We start from the raw sequence: 4,473 nt of genomic DNA on the forward strand, positions 1-4,473 counted from the left end.
GCACCACCGCCAGCGCGGCCAGGACGAGCGCGACCACCACGGCGAACGGCGAGGGTGCCCAGGTCGCGCCCGGTCCCGGGCCGGACCACGGCCCGCCGGCCAGCCCCGGCAGCAGGGTGTCGCCGAGCATCCGCGCGGTCAGGTCCGCGACCGTGCCCGCCGACAGCGGCGACGTTCCCGTCCCGACCTGGCTCGCGGTCGCCGCGAAGAAGACCACCACGAACGCCACCAGCACCGCGGCGTGGCCCAGCCAGTATCGGACGTGGTCGCGAAAGGACCGTCCGAGCAGGACGGTCACCGCGGCCAGCAGCACCGGGATCACCGCCGCCTTCTCGTAGAACGCGAGCCCGAACAGCGTCCAGGCGAACGTCCCGAGCCACCAGCGGCCGCCGTCGGCCAGGTACCGGACGTGCGCGTGCAGTGCCGCGGCGGCGGCCAGCACGACCGGCACCACCTGGATGCCGAACGACCACCACAGCGCCGGGACCAGCAGCAGCGTCGACGCCGTGAACACGGTGAACGGCACCAGGATCGCCCACCGGCGGCCGAAGCAGCGCACGAGCAGGCGCCAGAAGTAGACCGTCGCAAGCGCTTTCATCAGCACCAGCGGCAGCGCGAACAACGGGAAGTTCAGCGGCGCCCACCAGGTCAGCACCGCGGCGAGGAAGAACCCGCCGGGCTGCAGGTGCCCGTGGTAGTCCTGGAACAGGAAGCCGGGGTCGAACGGGCCCGCCGCGGCCGCCTGCCAGGTGACCACGAAGTCGTCCTGCGCGAAACTCCCGTGCAGCGCCGCCCATCCGTGCAGCAGCAACGGAACGAGCCCGGCCACGAACGCGGCCAGGACCACAGTGGACGGTCTTCGGATCGCCCGTGGCGCGGGCTGCTCGGTTTCCAGCAACACGGGGGTCCTCACTTCTTGCAGGCGGGCGGCTGGCACATCAGCTTGCTCAGCGCTTGGTAGAAGACGTCGGAGATCTTGCGCGGGTCCGGCGTGGTGAAGGACTCGCCGCCGGTCGCCGCGGAGACCTGCCGCAGCTCGCTCGCGTCGATGTCCGGGCCGATGCCGATCCCGATGACGGGCAGCGGTTTCCGCGGGTCCTGCAGCCGGTTCAGCTCGGCGAGCAGGCCGGGCAGCCCGATCGAGTCGCTGTCCTCGTTGCGGCCGTCGGTGAGCACGACGACGACGTTGATCCGGCCGAGCTGCCAGTTCTGGCGGGCGTTCTGGTACGCGGCGAGGATCGAGTCGTACAGGCCGGTAGCGCCGCCGGGTTTCGGCTTGACCGCCTGCAGCGTCGCCACCCCGCCCGAGCCGAGCTGCTGCGAAATCGTCCGCATCGGCAGGAGTTCCTTGAAGTCCTTGGCGCCGTCGAGCTTGGTGGAGAACAGCCACAGGCCGATTTCGGTGGTCGGCTTGAACAAGCCGAGACCCTGCGTCGCGGCTTCGAGGGTGAGCGCCATCCGGCTCCGGCCGGTACCCGGGACGGTGGCGGCCATCGAGCCGGACACGTCGAGCAGCACCTGGACGCGGGCACTGAGGTTCGCCCCCGCCCACGCCTGGAGCACGGCGTACATCGACTCCGGTGGCGGCGGCCCGCCCGGGCGCGGCGCGGCGTCGGTCCGCGTGTCGCGGGGGCGGTCGCCGAGCAGCTGGCCGGACGGCGTCCGGAACCCGCCGTCCGCAAACGCTTTCGTCGCCGTCTGGTCGAGCAGGAGCCGCAGGAAGCGCTCGGCCGCCGACCGCGACGCTTCCGACGCGCGCGGCAGCACGACGTACGGGTAGTCGAAGCCCGGCACCCCCGCCGCCGGGTACGCGGCGACGAGCTTGCGCGCCAGCACCGACTGCTCCGACGCCGGTGACGCGGTGTACGGCTCCTTCACCGCCGAGAGTTCGCGGATCTTCTCGGTGAACGCGGCGGCCGGGTCGGGTGCGTCCTTCGTGAGCTGCTGCAACCCGATCAGCGCGGAGATCGCCGCCGGGTCCCGGCCCGGGTCGGGCAGCCCGACCGGGTTCGCCGCCAGGACGTCCGCCCAGGACGGCGACTTCCCCGGCCAGCCGGCCTGCTTCGCGACGTCGTCGGTGAGCGCGAGCACCACCGGCGAACTCGCCACCGACTGCCCGGTCTCGGGCAGGTTCCACGCGCCGCCGTCGCGGGCCTGCAGCAGCCACGTGCTCGACTCCGGCACCCAGACGTCCGGGCCGGTCGCGCCGTTGGCTTCGAGCGCGGCGGCGGTGGCCGGCGACGCGCTCGACGTGACTTCGACGGCGTAGCAGTCCTGCTGCGGCACGGTCCCGGCGAGCGCGGTGAGCACCGGCGCGATGTCCGGCGCGGCCGTGACGCGCACCGGCGTGGTCGTGTCGCAGCCGCCGCCGGCCAGCCGGTCCTTGAGGTAGCCGACGCCGGCCCAGGCGAGCAGGGCGGCCACGAGCAGCGCGCTCAGGACCACGACCCGCGCGTCGATGCGCCGGGCCCGCGCCGGGTGTGCCGCCATGCACGTCCTTCCGTGGTGAAGTGCTGGCAGCTTGCCAGCCGGGTGAGCGGGAAGCCAGTACCGGCAGCGGACCGTGACCATCACCTCGTGAAGCCGGGGTGAAGGAATTGTGTCGTGCGGCCATTTTGGTGATTGACAAGAAGTGCGTAACGTTTCCCGCTTGACGCTCGTCCCACTTGGGTAACATCACCATGGCGAATCGCGGAGACGATTTCGCCGTCCCCGAAACGGCGATGAGGCACCGAACGGAGACGCAACCCGTGCGCACGATGTACGACGCGGTCACGGCCGCAAACATCCCCGCCGACGCCCGGATGGTGGCGGGGTACATCGACAAGATCAAACTCGAACCCTGGTCCGCCGCCGACTGGGCGCGCTTCCCCCAGGCCGTGAAGGTCACGATCGTCAAGAAGGCGTCCACCAACGATGGTCACGTCCTGGACGTCGAACCCGGCGACGCCACCCCCGGCGAAGCGCCGGGCTGGGTCCGGATGCGCCGCGCGGCCGGCGCGGACCCGACCGTCTACTGCAGCCTCTCGACCTGGCCGTCGGTGCGCTCGGCGTTCTCCTCCGCCGGCGTCGCCGAGCCGCACTACTGGATCGCGCACTACAACGGCGATCCGACCATCCCCGACGGCGCGGTCGCCAAGCAGTACGCCGGCAACGTCGCCCCGGGCTACGACCTTTCGTCCGTCGTCGACTTCTGGCCCGGAGTGGACGGAACCGCACCCGCCTCGACTGGAGTGGAGATCATGGAGCGCATCACCGTCACCCCGCCGAACGGCGACCAGAACGCCGTCCGCGTCTTCCTGTCCGGCAGCCCCGGCGCGGCGGTCATCATCCGCCCCCGCCTCGGCGGCGACGGGTTCTCGAAGCCGATGTGGGTCGGTGACATCTTCGCGTGGGGCAACGACCACCAGGGCGTGGGCCACAACCCGGCGCAGCTGCCGGGGTACAACAACAAGCTGACGTCCCACCGCCGGTACGACCTGCCGGGCGCGGTGTGGGCGGACATCAACTACAGCTCCGCGGACCCCTTCGAGATCGACATCGTCGGGTAGCGCTCAAGCGGGTGGCAGCGCTCGGCACAACGCGTCGAGCGCTGCGGCGTAAGCGTGTTCGGGCGGGGTCGCGTACCCCACCACCAGGCCGTCCATTGTGGACATCGTGGCCGCCGGGTGGCGGAACGCGGCCAGGCCGTCCAGCGCGAGGCCCTGCCACGCCGCGGCTTTGAGCGCGGACGCCTCCGTCCCCGGCGGCAGCCGCAGCACCGCGTGCAGGCCCGCGGCGATGCCGGTGGGCACGACGTGCGGTGCCCGCTCGGCCAGCGCCGTCACCAGCAGGTCGCGCCGCCGCCGGTAGCGCTGGCGCATGCGGCGGATGTGCTTGTCGTACGAACCCGAAGCGAGGAACTCCGCCAGCGTCAGCTGGTCCAGCACGCTCGCCCACGCCTCGCGCTCACCCTTCACCGCGAGCACCGCGTCGACGAGGCGCTCGGGCAGCACGAGCCAGCCCAGCCGCAGCGCCGGCGACAGACTCTTGCTGACCGAACCCACGTAGACGACGTGCTCCGGGTCCAGCCCCTGGACCGCGCCGACCGGCTTGCGGTCGTAGCGGAACTCGCCGTCGTAGTCGTCTTCGAGCAGGACCCCGCCGGTCGCGCGGACGTGGCCGAGCACGGCGGTGCGGCGGTCGTGGTGCAGGGGGCCGCCGGTCGGGAACTGGTGGGCGGGCGTCAGCAGCACGGCCGGGACGTCGAGGTCCTCGACGCGCGCGCCGTGCTCGTCCAGCTCGAGCGGCACGGTCGGGACGGCCGCCGCGGCGAAGATCGCGCGGTGGAACGCGAGGCCGTAGGACTCGACGGCGAGCGGGCCGGGCAGCACCCCGGGGAACAGCAGCCGCAGGGCGTGCGCGAACCCCGAGCACACGACGATCCGCTCCGGCGACGTCCGCACGCCGCGTGCCCGGGCCAGGTACCCGGCG

Annotated in this window: 3 protein-coding genes and 1 pseudogene; 1 reads left to right on the top strand and 3 read right to left on the bottom strand. The window is 72.3% G+C overall.

Features of this window, described 5'->3' with window-relative positions:
• Positions 1–895: pseudogene (locus G3I65_RS42340) on the bottom strand (hypothetical protein); the annotation flags it as partial.
• Positions 896–909: 14 nt separating this feature from the next.
• A complete protein-coding gene (locus G3I65_RS42345; RefSeq protein WP_160701079.1) occupies positions 910–2,490 on the bottom strand; it encodes a substrate-binding domain-containing protein in 1,581 nt (526 codons plus the stop codon).
• 260 nt (positions 2,491–2,750) lie between these two features.
• Between G3I65_RS42345 and G3I65_RS42350 the strand changes: the two genes are divergently transcribed.
• On the top strand, positions 2,751–3,551 hold the full coding sequence (locus G3I65_RS42350; protein ID WP_160701080.1) for a hypothetical protein: 801 nt from the start codon (positions 2,751–2,753) through the stop codon (positions 3,549–3,551).
• Positions 3,552–3,554: 3 nt separating this feature from the next.
• Here the strand turns inward: G3I65_RS42350 and G3I65_RS42355 are convergent.
• On the bottom strand, positions 3,555–4,473 hold a 919-nt coding region (locus G3I65_RS42355), incomplete at its 5' end, for a PLP-dependent aminotransferase family protein (protein WP_160701081.1).

The sequence above is a fragment of the Amycolatopsis sp. SID8362 genome, from assembly GCF_010550475.1.
Taxonomy (GTDB): domain Bacteria; phylum Actinomycetota; class Actinomycetes; order Mycobacteriales; family Pseudonocardiaceae; genus Amycolatopsis; species Amycolatopsis eburnea.

Bases quoted from the DNA above. Each gene is read 5' to 3' on its own strand.
- G3I65_RS42345 (WP_160701079.1), bottom strand. From the start codon at position 2,490: ATGGCGGCACACCCGGCGCGGGCCCGGCGCATCGACGCGCGGGTCGTG.